The organism is Mesorhizobium sp. GbtcB19 (assembly GCF_019091085.1).
Taxonomy (GTDB): Bacteria; Pseudomonadota; Alphaproteobacteria; order Rhizobiales; family Rhizobiaceae; genus Mesorhizobium.
The window spans coordinates 1-766 of the sequence record NZ_JAGXJY010000084.1 but is presented as its reverse complement, the minus strand read 5'-3'; the positions used below and the strand labels follow the sequence as shown (position 1 = coordinate 766).

The following is a 766-nucleotide window of genomic DNA, read 5'->3' as shown; positions in this document are numbered from 1 at the left end:
AAAATCATTTACAAACATTTTTGGGATGAAATATACGAAAAAAAAAGTAATCAATGCGGCTAGAAAATAAGTATATACTCCTTGGAACATAAACTTTAAATCTAGATATTTTCGAATTAGATATACCCTAAAAAAGCAAACCATAAATTCAACAAATACTATAACAAATGTTGCACCTACTGCACCATATCGCGGTATAAATATTATATTAAGTATCAGGCTAATTATTGCACCTAGTACTAATGGTAATACGTATTGTTTATCCTTTTCAAAAGCAAGTGCATATTGATTTGCAAAGACACCGCCTATTGGAATAAAAATAATAATGAAACTTACCCAGAACATTAAAGGTGACATAGGAATAAAGCTTTCTCCAAAGAACCAAGGAACAAATTCATAAGAATTGAGCATTACGATATTACAGAATAATAGCGCTAGCACTATCGTATAATCTAAAGACTTTTTCAAGTATTTATGAAGAACTTCATTTTGATTATTAACAACCATATTAGCGAGTCTAGGTAATAACACCATACTTAGCGAAGTAATGACAGCCAAAATAATTCTAGATATTTTTTGCGATTGATCATAATAGGATAATTCGACAGGCCCAGCTATCATTCCTAAGATTGTTTTATCAAATGTAATATATACTTGAATAGCTAATTGTGGAATTAGTAGTAGTAAGGCAGCCCTAAAGTTATCCTTCAGGTACTGTCTATTAAATGAGAATTTGGTTACATATTTAGATAACACCATCCAAAAT

At 30.0% G+C, this 766-nt stretch carries 1 protein-coding gene; it reads right to left on the bottom strand.

The window, feature by feature from the left end:
• The coding region (locus tag KVT37_RS31695; RefSeq protein WP_217578946.1) for a lipopolysaccharide biosynthesis protein at positions 1-766 on the bottom strand (766 nt) is incomplete at both ends.